The organism is Pseudomonas sp. FA117 (assembly GCF_057370475.1).
On sequence record NZ_CM170675.1, the window covers coordinates 2390352 to 2403359 of the forward strand.

Annotated in this window: 14 protein-coding genes; 8 read left to right on the top strand and 6 right to left on the bottom strand. The window is 64.8% G+C overall.

Annotated elements, in window-relative coordinates:
- Positions 1 to 99 precede the first annotated feature (99 nt).
- Positions 100 to 1014, bottom strand: a complete 915-nt coding sequence (locus AC1TXO_RS11060; RefSeq protein WP_486406343.1) for an AraC family transcriptional regulator — start codon at positions 1012 to 1014, stop codon at positions 100 to 102.
- 102 nt (positions 1015 to 1116) lie between these two features.
- Between AC1TXO_RS11060 and AC1TXO_RS11065 the strand changes: the two genes are divergently transcribed.
- Genes AC1TXO_RS11065 through AC1TXO_RS11085 form a run of 5 tightly spaced genes read left to right on the top strand, consistent with a single transcriptional unit; the run spans position 1117 to position 5553 of the window.
- A complete protein-coding gene (locus AC1TXO_RS11065) occupies positions 1117 to 1677 on the top strand; it encodes a carboxymuconolactone decarboxylase family protein (RefSeq protein ID WP_486406344.1) in 561 nt (186 codons plus the stop codon).
- A 46-nt stretch (positions 1678 to 1723) separates the two neighbouring features.
- Positions 1724 to 2788, top strand: coding sequence for an acyl-CoA dehydrogenase family protein (locus AC1TXO_RS11070; RefSeq protein WP_486406345.1), 1065 nt, complete (start codon positions 1724 to 1726; stop codon positions 2786 to 2788).
- Positions 2785 to 3606: an ABC transporter ATP-binding protein gene (locus AC1TXO_RS11075; RefSeq protein WP_486406346.1), complete on the top strand. Its 822-nt coding sequence runs from the start codon at positions 2785 to 2787 to the stop codon at positions 3604 to 3606. The genes AC1TXO_RS11070 and AC1TXO_RS11075 overlap by 4 nt, the downstream gene beginning before the upstream one ends.
- A complete protein-coding gene (locus AC1TXO_RS11080) occupies positions 3593 to 4798 on the top strand; it encodes an ABC transporter substrate-binding protein (protein WP_486406347.1) in 1206 nt (401 codons plus the stop codon). The genes AC1TXO_RS11075 and AC1TXO_RS11080 overlap by 14 nt, the downstream gene beginning before the upstream one ends.
- A complete protein-coding gene (locus AC1TXO_RS11085) occupies positions 4798 to 5553 on the top strand; it encodes an ABC transporter permease (RefSeq protein ID WP_486406348.1) in 756 nt (251 codons plus the stop codon). Before AC1TXO_RS11080 ends, AC1TXO_RS11085 begins: the two co-directional genes overlap by 1 nt.
- 28 nt (positions 5554 to 5581) lie before the next feature.
- On the opposite strand, the gene AC1TXO_RS11090 is transcribed toward AC1TXO_RS11085, so the two are convergent.
- From AC1TXO_RS11090 to AC1TXO_RS11100, 3 genes are read right to left on the bottom strand one after another with little or no spacing between them, the layout of a single operon-like run.
- Positions 5582 to 6481 carry a hydroxymethylglutaryl-CoA lyase gene (locus tag AC1TXO_RS11090; protein ID WP_486406349.1) on the bottom strand — a complete coding sequence of 300 codons (900 nt, stop codon included), beginning with the start codon at positions 6479 to 6481 and terminating at the stop codon, positions 5582 to 5584.
- A gap of 20 nt (positions 6482 to 6501) precedes the next feature.
- Complete coding sequence (locus AC1TXO_RS11095) at positions 6502 to 6894, bottom strand: MerR family transcriptional regulator (RefSeq protein ID WP_486406350.1); 393 nt, start codon at positions 6892 to 6894, stop codon at positions 6502 to 6504.
- A gap of 53 nt (positions 6895 to 6947) precedes the next feature.
- Positions 6948 to 7832: a helix-turn-helix domain-containing protein gene (locus tag AC1TXO_RS11100; protein ID WP_486406351.1), complete on the bottom strand. Its 885-nt coding sequence runs from the start codon at positions 7830 to 7832 to the stop codon at positions 6948 to 6950.
- Between the two features lie 164 nt (positions 7833 to 7996).
- On the opposite strand from AC1TXO_RS11100, the gene pobA reads away from it, so the two are divergent.
- Positions 7997 to 9181 (top strand): 4-hydroxybenzoate 3-monooxygenase, encoded by a 1185-nt coding sequence (pobA, locus tag AC1TXO_RS11105; protein WP_486406352.1) that lies wholly within the window; start codon positions 7997 to 7999, stop codon positions 9179 to 9181.
- Between the two features lie 62 nt (positions 9182 to 9243).
- Here pobA and AC1TXO_RS11110 read toward each other — a convergent pair whose 3' ends face one another.
- Positions 9244 to 9891: an ankyrin repeat domain-containing protein gene (locus tag AC1TXO_RS11110; protein ID WP_486406353.1), complete on the bottom strand. Its 648-nt coding sequence runs from the start codon at positions 9889 to 9891 to the stop codon at positions 9244 to 9246.
- 61 nt (positions 9892 to 9952) lie between these two features.
- A complete protein-coding gene (locus AC1TXO_RS11115) occupies positions 9953 to 10789 on the bottom strand; it encodes an AraC family transcriptional regulator (RefSeq protein ID WP_486406354.1) in 837 nt (278 codons plus the stop codon).
- A 155-nt stretch (positions 10790 to 10944) separates the two neighbouring features.
- On the opposite strand from AC1TXO_RS11115, the gene AC1TXO_RS11120 reads away from it, so the two are divergent.
- Entirely contained in the window at positions 10945 to 12156 is a 1212-nt protein-coding gene (locus tag AC1TXO_RS11120; RefSeq protein ID WP_486406355.1) for an MFS transporter, read from the top strand.
- 89 nt (positions 12157 to 12245) lie between these two features.
- Positions 12246 to 12929 (top strand): GNAT family N-acetyltransferase, encoded by a 684-nt coding sequence (locus AC1TXO_RS11125; protein ID WP_486406356.1) that lies wholly within the window; start codon positions 12246 to 12248, stop codon positions 12927 to 12929.
- Positions 12930 to 13008 lie beyond the last annotated feature (79 nt).

Sequence of the window (13008 nt, forward strand, 5' to 3'; positions counted from 1 at the left end):
TAGGCAGGAATCAGAAGCTATCTGTCGCGAAGCTTCATGGTATGTGGAGGATGATGCATTCGACCATGGTCGCATGCGCGGCGCCACCGAACGTCGGGATCAGCCCTTGAGTTCGTGCTGTTTGCGGTAGGCCCCGGGCTGCACGCCGACCGCCTTGGCGAACGCGCGGGTGAAGGCGGCGACGGACTGGTAGCCCGCTTGGGCGCCGACCTGCTCCACGGTATTGCCCGCGCGCAGTAGTTGGCAGGCATGGCGCATGCGCAGGGCCAGCAGCACCTGGCCTGGAGATTGGCCCGCCAACTCGTTGAAACGCTTGAAGAACGCCGAACGCGACAGGCCGGTGCAGGCGGCCATGCTCTCCAGGGTCCAGGCCTGGCCGGGGTCTTCGATCAGGCGTTCGAGCAGGCCGGCAAACGCCGGCTGGCGGGCGAGGGCGATCAGCCCGCCGAGCGACTGCCCGCCCTGTGCCTGCTGGCGCAGCACATAGAGGAACAGCAGGTGGGTCAGGCGTTCGAGCAGCGTTTGTGACGGTGCCGGCGGGCGGCGGCATTCCTCGAGGATCAGTTCGAACAGCGAGCGCGCGGCGCTGCCAGCCGGGTCTTCGGCGCGCAGCAGGATCCAGTCGGCCAGCCCTTCGACGATCAGCGACGACAGCCCGGTCTGGAACTCGAAGAACCCGCACACCAGGCCCACGCCATCGCCGGCGTCGAGGTCCAGCGCCTGCATGTTGCGCCGCGGCTGGGCGCAGGCATCGAGCGGATCGGCGTCGCTGGACAGCCGGTACGCGAGGTCGCGCAGCAGGAACACGGCATCGCCGCTGTCGAGCCGGATCGGCTCCGCTTGCCCGTCGATGTGCAGCCAGCAGTGTCCCTGGACCACCAGGTGGAAGCTGGCGCGGCCCATGCCCTGGGTGCTCGCATGCCAGCCGCCGCAGTAGCGGCCGACATGGAAGAGGCTGGCGTCGAGCTCCAGGCCCTCTAATAACCAATCGACGAGATGGCAAGACGAAATCATCTAATGCAAAGACTCAGGAGCAAGGAAAGGCGACTGATGAATATGGATGCTACTTCTTATAACCAACAGACTGTACAGACACACATCAAAGGAGACTACTCCATGTCCTCGCGCATTACTCTACACACCCTGCAGAGCGCCCCGGAAGCTGCCCGTCCCTTCCTCGAGAATGCCCAGAAGAACTCAGGCTTCATCCCCAACCTGCTGGGTATCCTGGCCAACGCCCCGGCGGCCCTGGAAACCTACGTCACGGTTTCGGCGCTCAACGGCAAGTCCGAGCTGACCCTGGCCGAGCGTGAAGTGGTGCAACTGATTGCCGCCACCAAGCACGGCTGCGACTTCTGCGTGGCCGGCCACACCGCCGTGGCGCTGAACAAGGCCAAGCTGCCTCAGGAAGTGGTCGATGCCCTGCGTGCCCGGGGCGAACTGCCCGATGCACGCTACGAAACCCTGGCCGAGTTCGCCCGCGAAGTCATCGCCACCCGTGGCAATGTCAGCGATGCCACCTACCAGGCATTCCGCGAGGCAGGCTTCACCGAAGGCAATGCCCTGGAAGTGATTCTGGGCGTGAGTCTCGCAACCCTGTGCAACTTTGCTAATGTGTTCGCCCAGACGCCGCTCAACGACGAGCTGAGCAAGTACCGCTGGCAGCCTTCGGCGTAATACGCGCCTGGTGCCGGTGCGCCGGCGTTTTCAAAGGAGTAGGGACATGCTTGATTCCGCATTTCGACAATGGCTGGATGCCAATGCCGAGGCAATCGACCAGGGCCAGTGCGACCCGCACCTGGTGCTGGCCCATATCGCCGAATCGCAGCTGCTGCGGGTCGGCGTCGAGCCGGCGCTCGGTGGCTCGGGCGGTGACGTCACCGATGCGGTGGAGGCCATCGCCGCCATCGCCAGCCGCTCGCTGGCCTCGGCGTTCGTCTGCTGGGGGCAGCGTGCTTTCATCGAATACCTGTTGCACAGCCCCAACCAGGCGCTGCGCGAACGCTTGCTGCCGGATCTGCTGACCGGCGAGCTGGCTGGCGCCACGGGCCTGTCCAACGCCATGAAATTCCTCTCCGGCATCGAGGCCCTGCAAGTGCAGGCGCGCGGGCAGGGTGATGGCTGGGCCCTCGATGGTCGCCTGCACTGGGTGACCAACCTGCGCCAGAGCGGTTTCGTGGTGGCGGCAGCCATCGAGGCCGAGGCAGGGCAGGCGCCTTTCGTGCTGGCGATCCCGTCCGACGCCAAGGGCCTGGAGCGCTCCGACGACCTGCAACTGATGGGCCTGCAATCGAGCAGCACCGCGGCCCTGGCGTTCCACGACGTGGCGCTGGACCGCAGCTGGCTGCTGCACGAGAACGCCCGCGATTTCCTGCCCCGGGTCCGTCCGGCGTTCCTGGCGCTGCAGTGCGGCATGTCCATCGGCCTGACCCGCCGCGCCCTGGATGAAGCGCGCGAGCATCTGCAGGGGCGTGGTTCGTTCCTCGTCGAAGCCGAGCAGGTGCTGCGCGAGCGCCTGGAGAACACCGTCGGCGAGCTCAAGCAGGGCCTGCTCGACGGCCGCTTCCTCAAGCAGCCTGCGGCGCTGTTCAAGCTGCGCATCACCCTGGCCGAAAGCGCTGCCGATGCCGTGCAGATGGAGCTGCAGGCCAGCGGTGGCAAGGCCTATCTCACCACCTACGGCGAAGGCTTCGCCCGTCGCTGGCGCGAGTCGGCGTTCGTGCCGATCGTCACCCCCAGCCTGGTGCAACTGCGCGCCGAACTGCAACGCCAGGCGGCGAGTGTATGACCGACGTGTTGCTGCAAGCCCGCGCCATCAGCCTGGGCTACCCCCGCGACGGCGGCTGGCAGGCGGTGCTGGAACACTTCGACCTCGAGCTGTCGCCGGGCGAAGTGGTGACCATCCTCGGCCCCAGCGGAGTCGGCAAGTCCAGCCTGCTGCGGGTGCTGGCCGGCCTGCAGCAGCCTGGTGGTGGCAGTGTGTCGCTGCACGGCGAGGCGCTGCAGGGGCCGCATCCACGCCTGGCGGTGGCCTTCCAGGACCCCAGCCTGCTGCCGTGGCTGAGCCTTGAAAAGAACGTTGCCTTCGGCCTGGACTTTGCCCGTCAGCCGAAGCTGGCCACGGCCGAGCGTCGTGCGCGGATCGACCATGCCATCGAGGCGGTGGGCCTGAGCCATGCGCGCAGCCAGTATCCGGCGCAACTGTCGGGCGGCATGGCCCAGCGCACCGCACTGGCCCGTTGCCTGGCGCGCCAGCCGCAGGTGCTGCTGCTGGACGAGCCGTTCGGCGCGCTCGATGAAGTGACCCGCGCCGACATGCAGCAACTGCTGCTGCAACTGATCGCCACCCACAACACCGCGGCGGTGCTGATCACCCACGATATCGACGAAGCCCTGCTGCTGTCCGATCGCGTGCTGCTACTGGGCAATCACCCGGCGCGCACCCTCGGCCAATGGCACATCGACCTGCCGCAGCCGCGTGCGCAGCGGGTCGAGGAACTGGGTGCGCTGCGTATCGAGATCCTCAAAACCCTACGGCAGGCGAGCCGCCCCACCTCAACGTCTTCCACCCCCTTGTCGTCGGAGCCTGCCCATGTGCATGGATGATTGCTGCTCTTCCACTTCGCGTCGCGATTTCATCAAGCTCAGCGCCATGCTCACCGCAGCCGGCGCCCTGCCGATGCTGTCGAGCCTGCAGGCGCGCGCGGCCGCCGAGCCGGACGCGCCGGTGCGCATCGGCTACCTGCCGATCACCGACGCCACGCCGCTGCTGGTGGCGCACAACAATGGCCTTTTCGAGGCCGAGGGCATCAAGGCCGAGCGTCCGGTGCTGCTGCGCAGCTGGGCGCAGGTGATCGAGGCGTTCATCTCCGGGCAGGTCAACGTGATCCACCTGCTGTCGCCGATGACCGTCTGGGCGCGCTATGGCAGCAAGGTGCCGGCCAAGGTCGTGGCCTGGAACCACGTCGGCGGCTCGGGCCTGACCGTGGCACCGGACATCACCGACATGAAACAGCTCGGTGGCAAGACCGTGGCCATTCCGTTCTGGTACTCGATCCACAACGTGGTGCTGCAGCAGATGCTCGGCGACAACGGCCTGAAGCCTGTGTCCAAGCCTGCCAACGCGCAACTGGCGGCCAACGAAGTCAACCTGCTGGTACTGCCGCCTTCGGACATGCCACCTGCGCTGGCCAGCAAGCGCATCGCAGGTTACATCGTCGCCGAACCCTTCAATGCCCTGGCCGAGAACCTCAAGGTCGGCCGCGTGCAGCGCTTCACCGGCGATGTCTGGCGCAACCATGCGTGCTGCGTGGTGTTCATGCACGAGCACGACCTTAACAATCGCCCCGAGTGGTCGCAGAAGGTGGTCAATGCCATCGTCAAGGCCCAGCAGTGGACTCGCGAGCACCGTGCCGAGGCTGCCGCGCTGCTGTCCAAGGCCGGGCCCAACAAGTACACCCCGCACGAGCCGGCAGTGCTGACCAAGGTCCTGGCGCCCTCGGCCGAAGACCGCGCCGCCTACATCGCCAGTGGCGCGATCCAGCATCAGCAGTGGGACGAGAAGCGCATCGACTTCCAGCCGTACCCGTTCCCCAGCTACACCGAGGAACTGGTCAAGCGCCTGAAGAACACCCTGATCGAGGGGGAGAGCGGCTTCCTTGCCGGGCTGGATCCGGCGCAGACCGCGCGTGACCTGGTGGACGAGCGCTTCGTGCGCAATGCCATCGCGGCCGTAGGCGGCCCGTCGGTGTTCGGCATCGCCGACAACTACGAGCGTAGCGAGGAGTTCGCGGTCTGATGCGCAAGCATGTCGTACATGGCGCCCTGGGCCTTGCCGGGCTGGCGGCGCTGTTGCTGTTGTGGTGGCTGGGCGTGGCGCTGTTCGGCGAGGCCGATGGCCTGTCGGCGCGCTTCTCGCCCCAGGCGACGCTGCAGAGCCTGGTCGAGCTGCTCGGCCATGGCGAGGTCTACGGGCATGTCTGGGTGAGCCTCAAGCGCATCCTGATCGGCCTGCTGCTGGCGCTGCTGATCGGTGTGCCGCTGGGCTTGCTGGTGGGCAGCTACCGGCACCTGGAGGCCGCGACCACGCCGGCGTTCCAGTTCCTGCGGATGATTTCGCCGCTGTCGTGGATGCCGGTGGTGGTGATGCTTATGGGCGTGGGCGACCAGCCGATCTATTTCCTGCTGGCGTTCGCCGCGCTGTGGCCGATACTGCTCAATACCGCCGCCGGTGTGCGGCAGCTCGACCCACGCTGGTTGCAGTTGTCGCGCAGCTTGAGCGCCACGCGCTGGGAAACCCTGTGCAAGGTGATCATCCCCGGGGTGATCGGCCATGTCCTGACCGGCGTGCGCCTGGCGATCGGCATCCTGTGGATCGTGCTGGTGCCGTGCGAGATGCTCGGTGTGAGTGCGGGGCTGGGATATTTCATCCTCGATACCCGCGATCGGCTGGCCTATTCGGAACTGATGGCGATGGTGCTGCTGATCGGCGTGCTGGGCTTCATGCTCGACGCCCTGGCCCGTGGTCTGCATCGGCGCTGGGTGCATGCCTGAAACCTGGCCTGCACCCAGCCGGTGGCGCTCAGCGTGCGTTGCGCGCCCTCGCCACCCGTGAACCGTTGGCGCGGCCCAGCACGTCGCTGATGCGCTGACCGGCAGCGATCAGGCGCTCCAGGTCGATGCCGGTCTCGATGCCCAGGCCCTGCAGCAGGTAGACCAGGTCCTCGGTGGCGACGTTGCCGGTGGCGCCCTTGGCATAGGGGCAGCCTCCGAGCCCGGCCACGGAGCTGTCGAACACATGGATGCCCTCGAGCAGGCTGGCATAGACATTGGCCAGCGCCTGCCCGTAGGTGTCGTGGAAATGACCGGCCAACTGCTCGCGCGGCACCTGGGCCGATACCACCTCGAACAGGCGTCGGGTGTCGCCGGCGGTGCCGGTGCCGATGGTGTCGCCCAGCGACACCTCATAGCAGCCCATGTCGTGCAGGGCGCGGGCGACCGGGGCGACCTGCTCGGCGCTGACCTTGCCTTCGTAGGGGCAGCCAAGCACGCAGGAGACATAGCCACGCACGCGGATGCCGTGGGTACGCGCTGCTTCCATGATCGGTTCGAAGCGCTGCAGGCTTTCGCTGATCGAGCAGTTGATGTTGCGCTGGGAGAACGCCTCGGACGCCGCAGCGAACACCGCCACCTCCCTGACCCCCGCCGCCAGTGCATCCTCGAAACCACGCAGGTTCGGCGCCAGGGCGGCGTAGGTCACGCTTTCGCGCTGGCGGATGGCGGCGAACACCTCGGCCGAGCCACCCATCTGCGGCACCCACTTCGGCGAGACGAAACTGCCGACCTCGATATAGGAAAGTCCGGCGTCGGTCAGGTCGTCCACCAGCCGTACCTTGTCGGCGACGCTGATGGGCTGGGCTTCGTTCTGCAAGCCGTCGCGCGGGCCGACTTCGACCAGGCGCACGTGTGCGGGCAATGACATGGCAGGGTTCCTGTGGCGAATCAACGGTGATTGTTCAGGGTGGCGGCCAGCGCCTGTTCGCAGCGCTCCTGGGCGGTGTCCAGCTCCAGGTGCATCTGCTGGATGTCGAGCATCTGCTGTTCGAGCTGGGCGCGCCGTTCGGCGATCTTGGCCAGCATGCTGTGCAACTGCTTGAGGTTGCCGCCGCTGGGGTCGTACAGGCCGATCAGCTCGCGGCATTCGGCCAGCGAGAAGCCGATGCGCTTGCCGCGCAGGATCAGTTTCAGGGTCACCTTGTCGCGTGCCGAATAGATGCGCTCCAGCCCACGACGCTCGGGGCTCAACAGGCCCTGTTCCTCATAGAAGCGAATGGCGCGGGTGGTGATGTCCAGTTCGCGGGACAGGTCGGAGATGCTGTAGGTCTGGCTGCTCATGCTCGGGCTCGGGGGTGGAATGTGAGTAAGCTAAAGGCAGGTTGACGTATACGTCAAGATGATTGCACCGTGCCGCTGCGTCGGTAGGCGTTGGGTGTTTGCCCGCTAAGGCGTTTGAAGAAGCGTGCGAAGTAGGTGGGATCGCTGAAACCCAGGCTGTCGGACAACTGGCCGATACTCATGCGCGTGTAGGTCAGGTTGCGCCGCGCCTCGAGCAGCAGGCGCTGGTGGATCACCTGCAACGCCGTCTGCCCGCTCAGTGCGCGGCACAGCTGGTTGAGCTGCAGGCTGGTGACGCCCAGGCGTGCGGCGAACTCGTCGACCGACAGGTGCTGGCGGTAATGCGCTTCGACCAGGCGCAGGTAGTGCCCGAGCAGGTGGCGGTCGCGTTCGTCGCGGTTGCGCGGCGCCTGGCCCAGTTGCTGGCGGCGGCTGATCCACACCATCAGGGCGGTAACCAGCGCTTGCAGCATCGCTGCTCGTGCAGGTGCGCTGCCCTGGTATTCCTGCTGCAAGGTGTCGATCAGCCCGCGCAGGTGCGTGCGGTCACGTCCCAGCGGGTAGCAGGCCGCCGATGCCAACACCGCCAGTGGTGCACCCAGGCGTTGCTCGAGGTCAGCCACCAGCGCCGTACCGAAGGTCAGCACATGGCCCTGGATGTCGGCACTGAAACGAAAGCCATGTACCGTCAGCGGTGGCACCACCTGGATCGCCGCCTTGTGGATCTCGCTGCGTCGGCCTTCGATTTCCACCAGCGCGTGCCCGCGCTGCACGTAGAGCAACTGGAACAGTTCGGCATGCTGGTGCGGCTTGATCTCCCAGTGGTGCAGACGGCTGCGTGCGGGGATCGATTCGCAGTGCAACAGATCGGTGCCAGGCCAGGCGTGGTTCTCGCCATACAACTGGAACAGCGGCACGCCGGGAAGAGAGGATTTCATTGCAGGGATACCTGTCCGCTGATCGCACAAGATTTGCAAAAGTGCAGATTTTAAATGGGATATGACACTTTTCAGTGGTTTTCGCCAGTAAAAATGCAGGGGCAAACCCCAAAACTGCATGCGGGCCGTGACCCGGTCGGCATCGACAAGGCGAGACAACAACAATGAAAACCCAGGTTGCAATCATTGGCGCCGGCCCTTCAGGCCTGCTGCTCGGTCAACTTTTGCACAAGGCGGGCATCGACACGCTCATTCTCGAGCGCCAGACCCCTGAGTACGTGCTTGGCCGTATCCGGGCCGGTGTGCTGGAGCAGGGCACCGTCGACCTGCTGCGCGAAGCCGGGGTGTCGGCGCGCATGGAGCGGGAGGGGCTGGTGCACGAAGGCGTCGAACTGCTGGTGGCAGGGCGTCGTCAGCGCCTGGACCTCAAGGCCCTGACCGGTGGCAAGACAGTGATGGTGTACGGCCAGACCGAAGTCACCCGCGACCTCATGCAGGCCCGCAAGCAGAGCGGGGCGCCGATCGTGTATGGCGCAAGCAACGTGCAGCCGCATGGGCTCAAGGACGAACGTCCCTGGCTGACCTATGAGAAGGACGGCCACACGCACCGCGTCGAGTGCGACTACATCGCCGGCTGCGACGGTTTTCATGGCGTTTCGCGCCAGAGCATTCCGCAGGGGGTGCTCAAGCAGTACGAGCGGGTCTATCCCTTTGGTTGGCTGGGCTTGCTGGCCGATACCCCACCGGTCAACCACGAGCTGATCTATGCCCATCATGATCGTGGTTTCGTGTTGTGCAGTCAGCGTTCCACCACCCGCAGCCGATATTATCTGCAGGTGCCGCTGGATGAACGGGTGGAGGACTGGCCCGACGAACGCTTCTGGGGCGAGCTCAAGGCGCGGTTGCCCGAGGATGTCGCCGCACGGCTGGTGACCGGACCTGCGCTGGAAAAGAGCATCGCGCCGCTGCGCAGCCTGGTGGTCGAGCCGATGCAGTACGGGCATCTGTTCCTGGTGGGGGATGCGGCGCACATCGTGCCGCCGACCGGGGCCAAGGGGCTGAATCTGGCAGCCTCGGACGTCAACTACCTGTATCGCATCCTGGTCAAGGTCTATGGCGAAGGCCGCACCGACCTGCTGGAGCGCTACTCACAGCTGGCGCTGCGGCGGGTGTGGAAGGGCGAGCGTTTCAGCTGGTTCATGACCCAACTGCTGCATGATTTTGGCGAGCACAAGGATGCCTGGGACCAGAAGATGCAGGAGGCGGACCGGGAGTACTTCCTGTCGTCCGATGCTGGCCTGGTGAACATTGCCGAGAACTATGTGGGCCTGCCATACGAAGCGGTGTAGGGGGGGCGCGAACGCGTTGCCGCGAAGCAAGCACCCCATTGCCGGCACTGGTCGGCGGATCATCAACGCTCCAGCAACGCTACCATCTCTGTATACCCGCGCGCCCGCGCATGCTCCAGCGCGGTCACGCCGTCCTTGTCGGCAATCGCAGGGTCCGCCCCGGCCGCCAGCAGCCGGCGGACGATTTCGACATGGCGCGGGCCGCCGTCACCCAGGATCACCGCCTCCAGCAGCGCGGTCCAATGCAGGTGGTTGAGGTGGTTCACGTCCACCCCCGCATCGATCAGCATCTGCACGGTTTCCACGTGGCCACGCTCGGCCGCTGGAATCAGCGCGGTGCCGCCGTAGCGGTTGGTGCTGGCGAGGTCGGCGCCGTGGCTCAGGGTCAGTTGCAGGATCTCGTTCAGGCCGCGAGCACCGGCATACAGGTAGGGGCTGTCGTGGATGGCGTCCTTGGCGTTCACATCCGCCCCCGCCTCGATCAGCGCCCGGGCCGCCTCGACGTGGTTGCCGTGGGTGGCGGCAAGCAGAGGTGTACGCCCTTGGCTGTCGCGGCTGTCGAGGGTCGTCTGTTCCTTGAGCAGGCGACGGATGGCGGGGGCGTCACCGCGCTGGGCGGCATAGAGCAGGCGGGTGTCCATGGGCGTGGTCTCGGCGTGGGCGGCATGGCAGGTAAAGGCCAGCAGGCAGGCGGCGATGAGGGTGCGCATGCGTAGGGCTCCGGGTGGTGAACCTCCATCCTAGGAAAAGTTTGCAGGTAACTGAAACGAATTATCTGGATGAGGTGCAGTTGGCCGCTTCATGCAGCAGAAATTCGCGCGGCGACTGCCCCATCACTCGCCGGAACATCGCACTGAATGCGCTCTGGCTGGTGTAGCCCAGGTCGCGGGCGATGACGCCGATCGCCTGGCCTTGTTCAAGGCGGTTGATGGCTGACACCAGGCGCACTTGCTGCACCCAATTGCGAAAAGTCAGCCCGGTTTCCTTGATGAACAGGCGAATCAGCGTGCGCGGACTCGCCCCAACCCGGTCCGCCCAGAACTCAATGGACCGCGGATGTTCAGGGGCGTCCAGAATTTCACGGCAGACGGTCAGCAGGCGTCGATCCGCCGGCCATGGAATTTCCAGCGGCAGCGTGCGAGACGCTTCCAGCTCGCTGAGAATCAAGGCCACGATGTGCCAATTGCGGCCGTCCTGCACATACTCGATGGGCTGCCCGGCCAGCGCCAGAATCAGCTCGCGCAGCAGTGCAGAGACCTCCAGCACCCGGCAACTTTCCCCTATGCGCGCGCCTACCAGCGGTTCGATGTACACCGAGCGCATCTGTACCGGGCCCAGCATCACCTGATCGTGGACCATCCCCGGTGGCACCCACAACGCGCACCGTGGCGGCAGCACCCACAGCCCCTGAGGTGTCTCGGCGCGCATCACACCACTGACGGCATACAGCAGCTGACCATGGCGGTGTGTGTGCGGTGGGTTGTATTCGCCAGTCTGTTGGTCGCGGACCAGCACCATCATCGGCCGCTGCACGTTGCGGTAGTCCAGGTAGTCGACGCTGCGAGGTTTCTCGGCGACGGGGGCGGGGGCAAGCGGGCTTTTTCTCATCGGCAGGACATCGCATGGACAGGCACTCCATGTCGCCCTGAACCACGCGCGTCGTCAAGCCTGTTTGTCACTTTCTCGACAAAATCTGGCATTTGTCACTTTTGATGCCTATTAGCATGACGCTCTCTTTTCGCTCCCTGATCGAAGGCGTCCTTATGAGCCATACCGTGGCTTTCCCCGACCACCGCCAGGGCCTGCAGGCCATGATCGGCCTGTTGGTGCTGTCCGTCGCGCTGCGTCCTGGCATTGTCTCCATCGGCCCGATTCTACTGCTGATTCAACAGCACTTTCACTTGAGTTTCACCCAGGCGGCGTTGCTGACCTCCATCCCCGATGTGTGCATGGGCGTGCTGGCATTGCTTGCGCCAATTCTTGCCCGACGCTTCGGTATCGACCGCTGCGTCGTTGCCGCACTGCTGCTGCTCGGCGTGGCCACGTTGATGCGTGCGCTGTCGCAGGATCCCTGGTCACTGCTGGGCAGCACCTTGCTGGTCGGCGTCGGAACCGCCATCGCCGGTGCGCTGATTGGCGGTTGGGTCAAGACACACTTTCCCCAGCGTGCGGCGCTGTTCATGGGCCTGTTTGCCGCCGGCCTGAGCCTGGGCGCGACCCTCGCGGCCGTACTCACGGCACCCTTGGTGCAATGGACCCAAAGCTGGCGGGTCGGCGCTGGTACATGGGCGATCCTGTGCCTGACCGCTGTGCTGAGCTGGATGTGGATGGCCAGGCGTTTTGCATCCACGGGCCAGCCCGCATCGTCGACTGCCCAGCGTGCAAGGTTGCCATGGCGCCAGGCGCAGGCATGGGCGGTGGCGATCAACTTCGGTGCCGGTCAGTTCACTTGCTATGCCCTGTTCGCCTGGCTGGCACCCTCGGCAGCGGACATCGGCGTGACGGCACTGGCGCCGGGCGTTGTGCTGGGCCTGTTCACCTCGGTGTTCTGCGTCGCCACCCTCGGCACCGGCTTGCTGCCCGGTCGGGCTGAAGACCGCCGCAGCCTGCTGGCGCTGTCGAACACGTTGACGATGGCAGGCATGGCCGGTCTGGCGTTCCTGCCGACCCTGACACCGATCGTCGACGTGGTGCTGGTGGCGGTTGGAATGGGCATGGGCTTCACCCTGGCCATGACCCTGCCGTTGGATAACACCGGCTCCAGCGAGCAGGCCGGCGCCTGGACCGTATTCACGCTGTTCATCGGCTACCTGACTGCAGCCCTCGGCCCTCTCGCGTTCGGCGCCCTGCGCGACTACACCGGCGGCTACGGATCGGCCTACGAAATGCTGTTTGCGGTGCAGGTATTCATGTTGTGCCTGACACCGCTCCTGAAACCGATGCGGCAAGGATATCGACAGGCAAGCATCGCCTGAGCCTGCGGTGCATCACCACCGGCAAGCCGAACGCTATGTCGATGACCTGCAAGCAGGTGTCCCTCACTAGCCCTATGGAGACGTATTGAATGAACCCTCCCACTCCTTTCCGATGGCCAGCATTGGAAACACTTGGGCCTGATAATGTAACTCCGCCGGGATACACGTTTCGTGCATTGGTGCGTGAAGACGTGACCCAGCTGTGTGAACTGATACGGGATTGGTATCCCGATATCCGTGTGGGTTCAGGCAAGTCCTACATCACACCTGGGTTCTATGATGAAGAAGTTTCCTTTGTCGAAGATGATGGCAAGCTCACGATTGTTTATGCGGGCAAGCACCAGGATCAGCTCGTTGCTGCGCTGTTTTTCCAGATGAATCCTGTTTCCAGGACCATGTACAGCCGGTTTGCCGTCAGCGCGCCGGAACATCGCGGATCAGGTGCGTCGATGTTTGCGCTGTGGGTGATGGAGGCCTTGGCGGAGAAATTGCAACTGGCGATGAACTATACCCACGTCACCCTGAAGAACCGCGTCATGCAGCAGCTCATGGAACGGGCAGGTTTCAAGCCTGTGGGCATCGTGCCGTTTTCCGATATTGAGTTGGATCACAACCGGAAACAGCGACACATCATCGAGGCCTTGTATGTGAAAACCTACTTGCCGCCCGAGACACTTCAACCGGTCGATCTTGAAAACCTGACACCCATGATGCGGCAGGTATTTACCTCGATCACCGAACACACCGGTATCGTTTCCGTATCGACGCGCTGAGCGTCTTGTCAGGCGCTGCCTGGTGCCAGCCCATGCGCTGCAAGCCGCTAGCGCGTTTACCAATGGCCAGGCGTTGCCC